Source organism: Marinobacter similis (assembly GCF_000830985.1).
Classification (GTDB): Bacteria; Pseudomonadota; Gammaproteobacteria; order Pseudomonadales; family Oleiphilaceae; genus Marinobacter; species Marinobacter similis.
Genome location: NZ_CP007151.1, coordinates 2,280,176 through 2,294,977, shown reverse-complemented (window position 1 = coordinate 2,294,977; position 14,802 = coordinate 2,280,176). Strand labels below are relative to the sequence as shown.

Annotated in this window: 7 protein-coding genes and 3 pseudogenes; 3 read left to right on the top strand and 7 right to left on the bottom strand. The window is 57.0% G+C overall.

Features of this window, described 5'->3' with window-relative positions; translation table 11 throughout:
- The first annotated feature begins 2 nt into the window (after positions 1–2).
- Positions 3–4,607 (top strand): EAL domain-containing protein, encoded by a 4,605-nt coding sequence (locus tag AU14_RS10620; RefSeq protein ID WP_158498314.1) that lies wholly within the window; start codon positions 3–5, stop codon positions 4,605–4,607.
- 93 nt (positions 4,608–4,700) lie between these two features.
- Here the strand turns inward: AU14_RS10620 and eat are convergent.
- The 3 genes and pseudogenes from eat to AU14_RS10605 form a co-directional block, all read right to left on the bottom strand.
- Positions 4,701–6,144, bottom strand: a pseudogene (gene eat / locus AU14_RS10615) (ethanolamine permease).
- A gap of 34 nt (positions 6,145–6,178) precedes the next feature.
- On the bottom strand, positions 6,179–7,009 hold the full coding sequence (eutC, locus tag AU14_RS10610) for an ethanolamine ammonia-lyase subunit EutC (protein WP_041340727.1): 831 nt from the start codon (positions 7,007–7,009) through the stop codon (positions 6,179–6,181).
- Positions 7,002–8,412, bottom strand: a pseudogene (locus AU14_RS10605) (ethanolamine ammonia-lyase subunit EutB). Before AU14_RS10605 ends, eutC begins: the two are co-directional and overlap by 8 nt.
- Positions 8,413–8,467: 55 nt before the next feature.
- Between AU14_RS10605 and AU14_RS23335 the strand changes: the two are divergent.
- A pseudogene (locus AU14_RS23335) lies at positions 8,468–9,502 on the top strand (helix-turn-helix domain-containing protein); the annotation flags it as partial.
- Here AU14_RS23335 and AU14_RS10595 read toward each other — a convergent pair.
- Positions 9,483–10,745 carry a GGDEF domain-containing protein gene (locus AU14_RS10595; RefSeq protein ID WP_094191198.1) on the bottom strand — a complete coding sequence of 421 codons (1,263 nt, stop codon included), beginning with the start codon at positions 10,743–10,745 and terminating at the stop codon, positions 9,483–9,485. The pseudogene AU14_RS23335 and the gene AU14_RS10595 overlap by 20 nt on opposite strands.
- Positions 10,746–10,887: 142 nt before the next feature.
- On the opposite strand from AU14_RS10595, the gene nfsA reads away from it, so the two are divergent.
- On the top strand, positions 10,888–11,625 hold the full coding sequence (nfsA, locus tag AU14_RS10590; protein WP_041340724.1) for an oxygen-insensitive NADPH nitroreductase: 738 nt from the start codon (positions 10,888–10,890) through the stop codon (positions 11,623–11,625).
- Positions 11,626–11,783: 158 nt separating this feature from the next.
- Here the strand turns inward: nfsA and AU14_RS10585 are convergent, their stop codons facing one another.
- From AU14_RS10585 to AU14_RS10575, 3 genes are all read right to left on the bottom strand, one after another.
- Positions 11,784–12,539: a putative 4-mercaptohistidine N1-methyltransferase gene (locus AU14_RS10585; protein WP_041340723.1), complete on the bottom strand. Its 756-nt coding sequence runs from the start codon at positions 12,537–12,539 to the stop codon at positions 11,784–11,786.
- Positions 12,540–12,583: 44 nt separating this feature from the next.
- On the bottom strand, positions 12,584–13,729 hold the full coding sequence (locus AU14_RS10580; protein WP_041340721.1) for a mechanosensitive ion channel family protein: 1,146 nt from the start codon (positions 13,727–13,729) through the stop codon (positions 12,584–12,586).
- Between the two features lie 94 nt (positions 13,730–13,823).
- The gene (locus tag AU14_RS10575; protein WP_041340719.1) at positions 13,824–14,696 is read right to left on the bottom strand and encodes an Nmad3 family putative nucleotide modification protein; all 873 of its coding nucleotides are present in this window, start codon (positions 14,694–14,696) and stop codon (positions 13,824–13,826) included.
- Positions 14,697–14,802 lie beyond the last annotated feature (106 nt).

The following is a 14,802-nucleotide window of genomic DNA, read 5'->3' as shown; positions in this document are numbered from 1 at the left end:
GGATGACTGATAAAAACCCGCTGACGGCACCCTCCCTGACAGTGGTGGGAATGGCCGCATCAGCCGGCGGACTTGAGGCGCTGACCGACACCCTTCGCAGCTTCGGAAATATGGATGGCTTGGTGGTGATCATTGCCCAGCACACCGCTCCTGAGTATGAGAGCCTGCTGTCTTCCATCCTGTCCAAGGCAACAGAGCTTGACGTTACTGTTGCCGAATCCGGTCAAACGTTGATCTCGGGGACAGTGCTGGTTATTCCCCCCGGGTGCGATGGTGTTGTGGAAGACCGCAGAATTATTTTGAAGAAAAGCTCCAAAACAGGGTCACCCCATCCATCAGCGAACGTGCTGTTCACGTCAATGGCAGAAGCGTTCGGAGCGCACTCAGCCGCGATTGTGCTGTCCGGAACCGGCTCCGATGGCGCGTCCGGCGCCCGGGCAGTGAAGGCTCAAGGCGGCTTTGTGATTGCTCAGCGTCCCGAAACCGCAAAATATGATGGCATGCCAGAGGCTACCATTGCCGCAACCGCGGTGGATTTCATACTCGCACCTGCGGACATCGGTGCGCTGGTCGCCAACTTCAGAGACAAAAGAGCGTTCAGGCCACCGGAAAGTCCTGCAGTCCTGACTCACGGGCCAGCCGAAGCCCTGTTCGAGGCCCTACGAAGCAAATATAATGTCGATTTCCTGCAATACAAGAACAACACGATACAGAGGCGCCTCGCCCGACGAGTTCTTGCGACCAATCACACCAGCCTTGAAAGCTATTGCCAATTCGCTGCTGACGATCAGCAGGAACTGCAACTGCTCTATCAGGACCTGATCATTTCAGTCACATCCTTCTTTCGTGATCCAGCCATCTTTAAATCCGTCAAACCGTATTTGGAATCGCTACTGAGAACCAAAGTACCCGGTGACGAAATCCGCATCTGGGTGTCCGGGTGTGCTACTGGGGAAGAGGCCTATACCCTCTCGATTTTGCTCGATCAGATTCTTGGAACAGCAATCCAGTCCCTTCGAATACAGATTTTTGCTACTGACATTGACGATGGCGCTCTCAATATCGCCCGTAAGGGATACTATGAAGCTTACAGCCTGAAGGATCTCGACCGGGACGTCCGGGACACTTATTTCCAGCCTCTGGGAGCGGGCTATCAGGTCAAAGGTTTTATTCAAGAACGGATTCTGTTTGCCCACCACAACCTGACCATGGACCCGCCGTTTCTTCATCTCGATATGATCAGCTGCCGCAATGTCATGATCTATTTCAAACAGGACCTGCAGCAGAAAGTTCTCGACATCTTTCATTACGGCTTACAGCCGAAGGGACTGCTGTTGCTTGGGAAATCAGAGGGAGTATCGAAAACCACCCGTTACGAAGCAGTTGATCCGCGTATCAAGCTGTACCGGAAAATTCCCGGTTCACCCGCCAAGGCCATCCAAAGCTACGCCAAACGCAGAACCGAAAATCGCTCGAAAGCGGCAAGGAAACAGGAAGCCCTGACCAGCGAAACATTGGAGCAAGCGGTTCGCCACGCGATCACCGACCAAATCATTGACCAAGGCTTCGTCGTTGATGCAACACTGGAGATTCAATACATCTACGGTGACCTAAGCCCCATTACCCAGGTGGCAAAAGGCAAACCCACGTACAACATTCAGGGTCTTATAGCGCCTCAGTACCTTGCCGAGCTGAAAAGCCTCATTTATCGGTTGCGGAAAAACAAGACCGCGGCCCGGTCAGCGCCCATATACGACGGCGACACGTTCGTGTTCTTCGAGGGTGCTAAAGTCTCGCATCTGGACGACACCGGCCAAGAGCTGTTCTTTATCCGCTATGAGCGCCAGGAGGCAAACAGTCTCGACCTGCCCGGCGACTCCACCCGGGACTCCCAGGCCATTATCCAGTTGCAACATGAGCTCTCCATCAATCGGGAACATCTTCAAACCGCCATGGAAGAGCTGCAGACCTCCAACGAGGAACTGCAATCGGTAAACGAGGAGCTGCAATCTTCCAATGAGGAGTTGCAAAGCACCAATGAAGAACTGGAAACCGCCAACGAAGAGCTACAAAGCAGTAATGAAGAGCTGGTCACCGTCAATGAGGAGCTGCAAGTCAAATCAGAGGCATTGAACCAACTCAACAACGATCTCCTGAACATACAAAACAGCCTGCCGCATCCGATGCTGGTGATTGATCAGGATTGCCGAATCATCCATCACAACACCGCCTGCCACGAAATCTTCAAATTTGAGTATGGGTTGCAGGGCCAACGGCTCACCGCGCTGACAACCGAGTATGAGTTACCTAGCCTGTCGAAGATCATCGACGAGGCCTGCAAGCGGGGCAAAGAAGAGTTCATTCAAATCACGGGAGAACAAAAATACTGGCTGACAGTCACGCCCTACAAGAATCCCGATGGTAACCGCGATGGCGCCGTGCTGATTTTCTGGAACAACACCGAGTTAATGGAGACATCCCAGCGGCTCCACGAGTCTATTACGCAATCCAATTTGCAAGGCAAAGCCCTGGAGGCAGCACAACAGGGCATCACCATCGCGGACGCTACATCACCAACCTTGCCCATTGTGTACGCCAACGATGCCTTTACCAAAATAACCGGCTACACCAAAGAAGAAGTGTTTGGACGAAACTGTCGATTCCTGCAGGGGCCTGCGACCAGCACTCGAACCCGCAAACGTTTGTCCACAGCGGTGAAGCAGGGCGGCAGTTTTAGTGGTCAGATAGTCAACTACCGCAAAGATGGCACCGAATTCTACAATCGGCTGGACCTTTCCCCCATCTACGAAGGTAGCAAACTGACCTATTTTGTCGGTATTCAGACAGACGTGACCGACCTGGTGCAATCGGAGAAAGACAGCGCTTTTTCACGCTCCGTTTTCGAGAACACCCAGGAGAGCATTCTGATTCTAAATGAGAATCAGGAAGTCCAATATATTAATCCAGCTGCAAACCGGCTACTGAAAACCAACCGAAACAACTTGCTCGGCACCCCCCTTACAACAGCCGCCTCCCTGTGCACGATCAAGACACACCACTCTTTCCAAAGCGTTTGGCGCACTGTAAAGAGCCAGAACCGCTGGCAGGGGCAACTGCTGCTTCAGTCCAAGCCAAAACCTATCGCCCTGCTGGTATCCATCAATCGGGTTCGGGGCCCTGACAACATCGATCCGCACTATGTCATGCTGGCGAGCGACATCACGAAACTCAAGCAGCGTGAGCAAGAACTAAAGCAACTGGCGACCACCGATCCGTTGACCAATCTGCCAAACCGGACGCGGTTTCGGGAAAGACTTCAGGAAGCTGTTGCCCGAGCACGGCGAAAAGACGAGCGCTTTGCCTTGATGTTCCTGGACATGGACAACTTTAAACGCATCAACGATACCCTCGGCCACAAAACCGGGGACATGGTACTGAAATATTTCGCCAAAACCGTGAGTGGAATGATTCGTGAGAACGATACCTTCGGGCGCATCAGCGGCGATGAGTTCGTACTCATTCTGGACTCACTGTCCCAGCCCTCTGACGCACACCAGTTTGCGCAGCGCATCATCGAGACCATTTCCCAACCTTATCGACTGGACAGTGGCGATCTCCTGCTGTCGGCCAGCGTCGGCGTGGCCATCTACCCAGAAGACGGAGACTCGGCCGAGCTACTTCTGCGCAATGCGGACTTGGCCATGTACAAAGCCAAGCAGCGCGGCAAAGCACAGGTTGGCTTTGTCGATCCTGAGCGCACTGGCGTACTCTGGGAACAGCTGCAATTGGAAGCCGCGCTTCAAAAGGGTCTGATTGAAGACATCGACGTAGGCCTGCACCTCAATTTCCAACCCATCTATAAAGCCTCGGATATCTCCATCGTTGACGGTTTTGAAGTACTGGTACGCTGGCAGCATCCGGAGCTTGGTCAGTTACCGCCTGATCGATTCTTGCCTATTGCCCGCTCCGCCGGTTTTGCCAAACATCTGGACCTCTGGGTGTTCCGGCGTTTTCTGGCTCACTACGCCGAATGGCACAAGAAACACCCCCAGGTCAGCAACCTGCGTTTCGCCATCAACATTGATCCCAGCAACATGAGCCTGCTCACGCGCAGCCAGATCAGCGCCCTGCTCTCGAATCTGGACGACACGGTAAACAGGCCCAAACTGACACTGGAAATCACCGAGCACGGCCTGATAGACCACAACGATGAACTGCGTCAGGGACTCGACTCACTTCAGGCGATGGATGTTCGAATCTCAATCGACGACTTTGGCAGCGGCTTTTCGAATTTTGTGTATATCACTGATTTGGAGTCCATCCAGGAGATCAAACTGGACCGGAGCATTGTGTCTGAAATCGAGTCCAAACCAGCCAAACTTAAGCGCCTGCGCGCCATCATTGGGATGCTGAATGAGATTGGCTACCACATCGCCATTGAAGGCATCGAGCACGAGGCCCAACTGGATTTGCTGACCGACGCTGGCCACGATTGTGTGCAGGGGTTTTTACTGTCCCGGCCGCTGTCGGCGGATCAGGCGGAAACCGTCATTTCAACTCGGGCCCAAGCCGGGGACGACAGAGGCGCGGTGTCCGCTACCCATTGATCGAAGCGGTCTGGACATGAGAACGCCCGCACGAGGCGGGCGTTTTCTATCTAAATCTAAGCTACCGAAAAAAAGAGCCCTGGGCGCCAGGTCTCAGGCCTCTGACGGCCTGGCCCTTGCGATTACCGCTTCCTCTTCATCCAGTGATGACTCGGCGTCCAGCACCAGCGCCAGCTCTTCATCGGCGGATTTCGCCACCAGCTGGTTCTTGCCATAGGCGAAGTAATAGACCGCCCCGACAACAAACAGAACGATGGTGTAGTTGAACGCCCTAGGATCAAAGGCATACACCCCAGTCATCGCCACCAGCGACAGAATCAGGGCAATGGCCGACGTCATGATTCCACCGGGAGTCTTGTAGGGCCGTGCCAGTCCTGGCTGACGAATCCTGAGCAGGATGTGACTCGCCGACATCAGGGCGTAGGAGATGGTGGCTCCGACCACGGCCATGCCGAGAATCAGGTCACCTTCGCCAGTGAGCGACACCAGGAAGCCAAACGCACCCGGAACAATCAGTGCCCACATCGGCGCCTTGCGCTTGCTGGTCAGTGACAGTGCCTTGGGCAGATAGCCAGCTCGGGACAACGCAAACACCAGTCGGCTATAGCCGTAAATAATGGAAAAGAACGAGGCAATAAGACCCGCCAGCCCCAGAACGTTGATCACCGTCGCCAGGGTCGGGTTACCCGTGACTTTCAGGGCATCGACCAGGGGCACGCCACTGGCGCCGATGGTTTGGGCACCGGCAGCACCGGCCAGCAAAACGACAACCAGCAATGCCGTGAACAGCAGGAACACCATGGCACCGATGATACCGCGCGGCATATCCCGGCCGGGGTCCTTGGCCTCCTCTGCGGCCAGGGGCACCCCTTCTACCGCCAGAAATAGCCACATGGCAAAGGGCAAGGCCGCCCACACGCCGTACCAGCCAAACGGCAGGAATTCACTGGTGCCGGCTTCCCCCGACGGCGCGATGTTAAACAGGTTGGCGGAATCGAAATCTCCGACAAGAGCTACCGCAGTTGCGAGGATTGCGAACACGGCCAAGCCACTGATCACCATCATTACCTTCAGCGCTTCGCCCACGCCAGCCAGATGGATGCCGACAAACACCGCGTAGAACAAGGCATATACCCAGGTCCATTGACGCCCAGCAACTCCTCTACGGCAGCACCGATAAAGATCACAATGGCCGCCGGAGCCAGCGCGTACTCAATGAGAACGGCCAACCCGGTCAGGTAACCACCGGTAGCGCCCATCGCGTGACGGGCGAAGCTGTAGCCACCGCCCGCGGCGGGAATGGCGGCGGACATTTCGGCCAAAGACAGCACCAGGGCGAAATACATCACGGCCATCAGCGCCATGCAATCGCGAAGCCACCCCAACCTGCCTCTCCGATGCCAAAGTTCCAGCCTGCAAAGTCCCCGGAAATCACATAGGAAACCCCCAGTCCCGCCAGCAACACCCAGCCGGCGGTCCCCTTCTTTAATTGGCGCTTGGCCAAATACTCGTCATCAACACTATTAGACATGTGCATTCTCCAATATCTCTCTGGGTTTAAAGGTCAAAAGTCAGTTGGTCAGAAAATTGTTGTTGGCTTGGTTGTTCTCGATCACCACCTCTTCAGTCCGGTCTTTGAGCCCGACCCCTGAAAGTTTCAGGCGGTCGGCCTCACGGATCAGATACAGGAGGCGTTGGCTGGCATCTTCAAAGCGGAGTCCGGCTGGCCGGACGTTGGAAATACAGTTTCGATGGGCGTCTGACAGGCCAGCTTTCGGCTCGAAGGTCAGATAGATGCCCAGGCTGTCAGGCGCACTCAGGCCAGGGCGCTCACCTATGAGCACCACCACCATGCGCGCCCGTAACAGAGCTCCGATTTCATCTCCAATGGCGACCCGGCCCTGCTGAACAATGGTCAGAGGTGCCAACTGCCACGACTGCCGTTCCTGTTTGAGATCGCTCAGAAAACGCTCAAGGAAGGGGGCGACGTTGGTCTGCACCGCAGAGGACGACAGACCATCCACAACCACCACCGCCAGATCGGGCGTCGGCTTCTCCTCACCCTGCGCCGCAAGCAGAGTCTCATGGGCGGATTGTGACAAGCGTCGCCCCAGGTCCGGACGTTGCAGATAGGTAAATCGGTCTGCCGCCTGGCTGTGCAGGCACACCGGCTCGGAGGCAAAGGCCGTACTATCCAGATGACTCAGGGATTCAACCAGTTGCCCCACAGCCAGCGGGAAGTGCACTGCATCCCGGGCCCGGGCGTGGGCCAGTTGGAACTCCAGCAGCTCCGACGTCGGCAGGCTTATTCCGGCGCGCCCCAGGCCAATACGGGCATCGGTATAGCGGCGCAGCTTGCGCCAGGCATTGGCGGTAACCAGATCTTTGCTGTGATCAGTCATGACTGGTCTCCCCGGACAACCCTTTGAGACTGTTCTTGAACGCCTGCGGCAGCTCCGAGCTGGGTTCAAAACGGGCAACGTCTTCGAAGATGTTCATCCGCTCCAGCCAGGCTTCAAATTCCGGCGCGGGCTTCAGGTCCAGGGCCCGGCGGGCATAGAGCGCATCGTGAAAAGACGTGGTCTGGTAGTTCAGCATGATGTCATCAGAGCCGGAATGCCCATGATGAAGGTGCAGCCCGCCACCCCGAGCAGGGTCAGCAGATTGTCCATGTCGTTCTGGTCGGCTTCGGCGTGATTGGTGTAGCAGATGTCACATCCCATCGGAACGCCCAGCATCTTGCCGCAGAAGTGGTCCTCCAGCCCGGCCCGAATGATTTCCTTACCATCAAACAGGTATTCCGGCCCGATAAAGCCCACCACCGTATTCACTAACAACGGGTTGAACCGCCGGGCAACCGCGTAGGCTCGAGCCTCGCAGGTTTGCTGGTCCAGACCATGGTGGGCGTCGGCGGACAACGAACTGCCCTGCCCGGTTTCGAAGTACATGACGTTCTGGCCGACCGTGCCCCGATTCAGTGAGAGCGCCGCGTCCTGAGCCTCCTGCAGGGTCGCAAGGCTGAAGCCAAAACTGCTGTTGGTTGCTTCGGTACCGCCAATAGACTGGAACACCAGATCAACCGGTGCCCCCTGCTCGATCGCCTCCAGGGTGTTGGTCACGTGAGTAAGCACACAGGACTGGGTCGGGATATCGTACTTGCTGATAACGTCGTCCATCAGCCGCATCAACTTGGTGGCCTGGGCCACGTTATCAGTGGCCGGATTTATACCGATGACTGCATCGCCGCTGCCGTAGAGCAGGCCATCCAGAATGCTGGCGGCAATGCCCGCCATATCATCGGTGGGGTGATTGGGCTGTAACCGGGTGGAAAGATGCCCGGGCAGGCCAATGGTGTTGCGAAAGGCGGTCTGCACCCGACACTTCCGGGCCACCAGAATCAGGTCCTGATTACGCATCAGCTTGCTTACCGCGGCCACCATCTCCGGTGTCAAGCCAGGCCTCAGGCTTCCATCACCTCGGGAGTGGCGTGATCACTGAGCAACCAGTTCCTGAAATCGCCGACGGTCAGGTGAGCGACCGCCAGAAAGGCCGCGGCGTCGTGCTCGTCCAGAATCAGCCGCGTGACCTCATCTTCCTCATACGGAATCAGTGCTTCGGACAGAAATGCTCTAAGCGGCAGTTCGGCCAGCCTCATCTGCGCGACCACGCGTTCCTCCGCCGACTCCGCCATCACGCCGGCCAACCGATCACCGGAACGAGCGGGCGTGGCCTTGGCCATCAGGTCCGCAAGGTTCCGAAAGTGCCAGGTACGCGCTCCGACCCGGTGTGAATAGGTATGTTGCATTGCGCCTCTCCAACAAAAACCAGCCGCCCCAGGCTCACGGCCGGCGCTGAAAGGTATGGATATTGCTCTTAACTCCACTGTAGCCGGTGCACAAAAAACCGGTTATCGGAAATCGGCAAACCTTGGCAGGGCCGCAAGTGGCCTGAAAACAAGGAAAAACCTCAGCTCGCAGGAAGCGCTAATAGAGGCAAAACCCTTGGAAAATCAGCACCTGGGAGTCAACATGCACCATGACACTCCAAAAAACGCACCAGAGCGGTGCGCTTACGAATCCGACGACGTCAATGAACTGGCCAGCAACCTGACCGACTGGAACCAGACTTATGATCAGGTGGGGGCCGGGCGCTTTTATGGCCGCATTGACGAACTCCGCTTAGGCACCATGCAGGTTTATCGAGAGCACAGCAGCCGCACCCTGCACCAGCAGTGCATGGTGCGGCCAAATGCCATCTGGTTTGGCATTCCTGCCAATCGGGAGAAGTGCCGCATAAACGGCCAGAAACTGGAGCGCACGGATATTCTGTGTCGTCCAGGGAGCCAGCCGTTCGAACTGGTCACTCAGGACCAATTCGATATGCTCGGCATTGTGGTTGGAAAACATGAACTATTGGGGCACGCCCAAGCCCAGGGGGTGGCCATCAGATCGCTGGACATGGACAACTCTCCGCGCCTGAAGCTTCCGCTCAAGACCCTTCAACACCTGCGGTACCTGATGACCCGAATCGTCGACGCCGGCCCTGTGGATAGCCACATCCACCGGGATCTCCTGATCATGGCTTTGTTGGAAGTCATGGATGTTGAAAAGCCAAACACCTCAGTCGCGCCCAGCCATAACCATCGACAGAACGTGGTCAACAAAATCAGGGCTTATGTGGAGTCCGCCAGAGAGATGCCAGCGACGATGGCGGAACTGTGTGAAATCGGGTGTGTCAGCCGACGCACACTGCAGTACAGTTTCGAGAGCATTCTGGGAATCAGTCCATCCCAGTTTCTTCGTGTCAGCCGACTGAACCGGGTGAAGCGCATGCTGAGTGGCCCAAACACCGTCTCTGTCTCAGATGCTGCGGCCTTCAATGGCTTCTACCACCTGAGTCAGTTTGCATCCGACTACAAGCACTTGTTTGGCGAGCTACCGTCGCACACCAAGCGCGACACTCAGCCTGACACCGGAGCAAACTCGACCGGTTTCTGCCTTTGTCTTTTGCCTGGTACATCGCCGAATCCGCCAGCCGCATCATGTCATTGAAACTTTGGGTTTGTGGCGACATCGCGACCCCACCAATGCTGGCCGATAGGTTCAAGGCGCGCCCATCCAGCCAGCGCCCGCGCTCGGCTATTTTCCGCAGCAGGCGTTCGGTAACAGCCTCCACTTCCTTGTAACTGCCGGTGTTCAGAACAGCAGAAAATTCCTCACCACCGATTCGACCGATAATGTCGCCATCACGCAACTCCTCGCTCATGATTTTTGCGACGAAGCTCAAAACGCTGTCGCCTATCTCATGGCCCCACCGGTCGTTAATCTCTTTAAAATAATCCAGGTCGATCATCAGCACCGTGAGCGTGTTTCGTTGTGCACGAGCCTGCTCGAACGCGGCGATGCCTTGCTGCAGAAAAGCCCGCCGGTTTAGCAGCTGCGTGAGTTCGTCCCGCTCCGCCAGCAGTTTCAGACTGCGCTCCGCCTGGGTGAACGCCAGCAGCGGCAGCGCCATAACAGTGGCCGTTGCCAGCATCAGATGATGGGTCAGAATCAGCGTGAGCACGGCATCCACGTCGAGGCCAACCAGATCCCATTTACTGGTGCTTATTACAAGAACCTGCAGCATCATCAGGATGCCGTGAATACCAAAGATGGTCTGAAGTATTTGGAATGGCAGCCTGGGCGTGCGTGCGCAGCTGGCCAGGCGATAGATCGCAACACTGAAAACAAGCGCGGACCAAAGCGCCGTTAGCAAGCGAGGGACCAGAGCATCCCCCGCGTAAGACACCAACAGACCCGCAACGTAGAGCACGCCACAGGCAAACAGTATTCGCGACAACCTGCCGCCGCCTGCCAGAGGCATACCCAGCAGGTTGTGAATGCCTGCAAGAACCAACCAGGGCGACAGGCCCAGGCACAGGTGCGCCGCCAACACCGTCACGAAGGGCGCGTCTACGACAGTGCGTGCGCCAGCCAGCACACTGCCAGCAACGAAGGTCACACAGGCAAGCGTCCAAAGCCGAAAACAGGTTTGCCGATCTCGCAACCGATAAACCAGCCACAGCAGTCCACCCACCATCAGATTGATAGTGACCGATAACAACAGCAGTGTGGGCAGATGAATATTCAGTTCCATGGGGCTCTGATGTGTAAGGCTGGACGACGGCGGGAGTGGCCTCATGGGACAATAGCAGCTGCCACAGACCTTTCGATAGGTTGCTTTGTAGCGATTGGTATCGTTATTGTCACCGTTCCTTACTCACCGACACTGGATCGCCATGAACGCCACCATCGAACTTCTGCAGTCCCATCGCTCGATTCGCAAATTCACCGAGCAGAAAATCCCCCTCGAGCTTCTGCACGAGCTGATTCGCGCCGGCCAGTGCGCTGCCACGTCGAATCACGTTCAGGCCTACTCCGTAATCCACGTCACCAATCCGGAAAACCGGCAGGCTATCGCCGAGCTGGCCGGTGGGCAGGCCTACATTGCCGACTGCTCTGATTTCCTGGTGTTCTGCGCCGACATGAAGCGTTCCACCAACGCGGCCGAGCGCGCAGGCGCTGAGGTAGTGCGGGGCACAACAGAACAGCTTGTCGTAGCGAGTGTCGACACCGCCCTGATGGCACAGAATGTCGCCGTGGCCGCTGAATCCGAGGGACTGGGGCTGTGCTACATCGGCGGCATCCGCAACAACCCGGCCGAAGTCAGCAGCCTGCTGCGCCTGCCAGAGGATGTGTACCCGGTATTCGGCATGTGTCTGGGCTACCCAGATCAGAACCCCGAGGTTAAGCCGCGGCTGCCGGTGGAAAGCATCCTGATGGAAGACTACTACCGGGACGACCAAGAGGAGGAGCAGGTGTCAGGGTTCGACAGCACCATGAATGAGTATTACCGGGAACGCAGTGGTGGTAACAAAGACACCAACTGGTCAGAGCAACTGAAACCCTTGTTCACCACCAAGCTGCGGCCGCATATGCAGGGCTTCCTGCAAGGCAAAGGCTTTGGGCTCAAATAGGCGGGCATAAAAAAACCGGGGCAGAAGCCCCGGTTCAAGCATTCACACGATGAACAACACCAGTGCAAATCGTCCTGATGAGGCTTAACAATAGCCCCATACAGTGACGTTTTGATGACAACTCGCTTTCGTCGATGCGCCGACCAATGCCGTGCCGGTCAGGTGCTGACTTTTTGCCACACCGAAAACTCCGAAAAGCTGTGCTGGAACTTGTTCCGGGTCTCCCGGATTACGAATGGCAGGCTGCGCGGCTCACCGAGCAGGCGGAAATGCGGCGCCAGCATGTCTTTCAAACCGTCCAGCGTGGTGTACTCCTTACCGTCCTTCATGAAACCACCCACCCATGAAGCCTTGGGCGTGTATTCCTCCATCCAGGTGTACGGCGAGGCAATGGCGAGCAACCCGCCTTCGTTGATCCGTTCGTGAACGGTAGTGAGAAAGTCCGCAGGCTTATAAAGCCGGTCGATCAGATTGCCTGCCAGAATCAGGTCATAACCCGCGAACGAAGGGTCGAGCGCACAGGCATCGCCCTCGTGAAACGCCACCCGTTCCGTAGTTTGCTCCAACCCCAGGGACGCCAGGGTGCGTTCGTGATAACTCACCAGCTCACCTTCCTCCGGCCGGGCGTAGCAAACCTGTTTGTCCGCAGCCATCTCCCTGCATTTGCGAATGAAATTGGCTGAAAAGTCGATGCCGTCGACATGATCAAATTTCCTGGCCAGCTCAAAGCTGCTGCGGCCGCAGGCACAGCCAATGTCCAGTGCCCGCCCCAGGGGACGACCGTCCATGGCATCCAGGGCCGCGTCCGCTAATTCCTTTGGAAAGTTCGGCTCACCATGCCATTGCTCGCCGTAATTGAATTCCAGGTATTGGGCAAGCGTGGTGTTGTCTTCATAGAACGCATGTTGCTGCACTTAGTCATCCTCCGGGATTGACGAAAGAGGTATCCGAGCCGGTATTACTGTCCTGCCAGTTTCGGGTAGAGCGGTTCCATGACCGGTTTGAGGCCTTTCGCATCGTCAATGAACAGCTGCAGATGCGGGAACGGAATTTCTATGCCGGCGTGGTCGAGAGCGTCTTTAATCTGCTCAAGCAACTCCGCCTTGATACTGGGCTGTACATCGAGATTATCCGGGCCGATCCAGGCCTGAACGGTAAGATCAATCGAAGAGTCACCCAGATTCGACAACATCACCTTGGGCATCATGTCGGTAACCTGCAGCACCTCCGGGTGCTGTTCCAGTATCGGCATGATGATCTGGCGGGCCGCCTCTGCCTTCTCTTTGTAGGCGATACCGACCGAAAGATTCAGCCGGATGGCGCCCTCGGTGCTGAAATTGACGATCTCGGACGAGGCTACGCTATCGTTCGGAATCATCGTGAAGATGTTGTCCCGGGTCCGCAACCAGGTGGTGCGCAGGGCAATTTTCACCACCTTGCCGTCCTGGCCATTGATCGTAACCCAATCCCCGATCCGAAACGGCCGTTCGATCAGCAAGGTCACCCCGGCAATGAAGTTCGACAAGGTGGATTGTGCAGCAAAGCCCACCGCGATACCGACAATACCCAGGCCGGCGACGATGGATAGGACATCAAAGCCAAACTGCGCCAGCACTGTGACCGCCCCGAAAGCAACCAGCAGCACCGAAAACAGGTTATCCACCAGCTGACGGATGGACGGATCAAGATGGGCACGCTGCATGGATTCAACAATGACTCTGCCCAGCACCAGCCAGCCGACGTAGAAGCCGAGGGCGATAAAACCGGCTTTAGCGACAGACTTAAGCAATTCGGGGGTGGCGCCAAACTGAGCCAGCACGGTCAGCAGGAAACCAAGTCCGACCAGATAACGCAGGCCGGTTCGGACGTGCGCGAACGTTTGACTGTCGCCTCGTTTTTGCCCCAGCACCGCCTTCAGCGCCGCCATCACCACGAAGTAGATACCCGCGTACAGGCCGAGGTAGACCATCAGAATCAGCAACTGGCTGATCACCCCCACCCCCAGGTCGGTCCAGTTCACCTCTCCGGCGCCCAGGGCTTGTAGGGAATCTCCGAGGTTCTTTTTAAGCTGTTCAGCCACGGCTTGCAAAAAGCTGTCCGCCATTGTTGTTGTCCTTTTTTGATCGTTCCATGCGGCCAACAAGTTAGCCTGATGCCCTGCTATCTTAGGGGTAATACCAAATTATGGATCAATCACGTCAATTGCGCAGGGCCCAGCCATGACCAGTTCTGAGCAACGACGCCAGCCAGGGATTCAGTTCGGGATACGCTGCCAGATCCAGAACAAACTCCTGGCCCCGGGCCGCGCACTGCAGGTAACACCAGGGCGCATCCAGCCGCCAGCGGTCCGCCTTGGTGTGGTAGCTCAAGGGCGGCCGATCATTGCCAGGATAAAAAGCGGCGGGTAGGCGCCACTGGGTCGGTAACCGGCCTTCAGGGTCACTCAAAACCTTGGGCGCATCCAGCAGAGTGAATGCACCTGCACCGGGCACGTCCTGGCTCAGACCCGGCATTTTCAAGCCGTCCGAAGCCAGGTACAGGGTGTTGCCGGGATCCGGCTCACCGTGCAAATGCGGATGATACCGGGCCCAGGGCAAGTCCTGCTCCGACATCTCGTCAACAGTCACCACTTCGCCAATATGCAGCCAGCCCCAGAGCGCATGAAATGGCCGGGTGCCGGGCACAAAACGCCAGCGCCGACGCCAGAGTTCGGCGTGACGAAACACCCCGAAGAACAGAAACAGGTCTCCGGCCGTCACACCCTGGTTGCGCAGGTGACCCTGGGCAGCACCAGTCTGGCCAAGCACGGGGCGCCAGCCTTTTGCACGGGGATACGCCTCCGCCAGCACATCTGGATCGAGGTGAGCGCCGTCGCCGCCCCGAACCCGGCCGCCACTCAGATCCCGGGCCAGCTTGCCCAGCCGACGCTCGCCAAAGCGCACGTCGTCGTAACGGATTCGGGATTGGGCATCGGGTATCGGCAGCACACACAGGGAGCCATCCGGCAGCACTGGGCTCGGGCAGCCTCCGGCGGAGGAATCGAAGCCTTTTCGGCTCAGGATCAGGCGCATGGGATCACCACAGCAAAAAGCATGAAGCACGGGCGCGCATGGTAACCCAGCTATCGGGGGAATGCCCGCAGGCGGGTTGAAACCCTGCCACTTCGGCACCATGATT